Source organism: Pauljensenia sp. UMB1177, assembly GCF_030217965.1.
GTDB classification, from domain to species: domain Bacteria; phylum Actinomycetota; class Actinomycetes; order Actinomycetales; family Actinomycetaceae; genus Pauljensenia; species Pauljensenia turicensis_A.
In genome coordinates, this window is record NZ_JASOOV010000056.1 from 1 (window position 1) to 241 (window position 241).

The window sequence follows — 241 nt, forward strand, 5'->3', positions numbered from 1 at the left end:
CTACGCCCGGAGGGGCAACTCCCGAGCGCGATTACCCTGAAGCCACGACGGCGCACACGCGCGTGGATCGTGAACGAGTTACCGCCCGTCCGGTAGATGCCCGGGTGGCTTCGGCCGGGCAGTACTCGGCCGAGGATGCGAAGCCAGGGTGGCGCTCCACTTTCCTAGGCGCTGACACCCCGGGCCGGGCTACCAATATGTCCTGGGGCTCCGTTTTCGCCGGTGTTGCCGTTGCTATCGC

1 pseudogene is annotated in these 241 nt (G+C 67.2%); it reads left to right on the plus strand.

The window, feature by feature from the left end:
- Positions 1-241 (plus strand): annotated as a pseudogene (locus tag QP442_RS08570) (hypothetical protein); the annotation flags it as partial.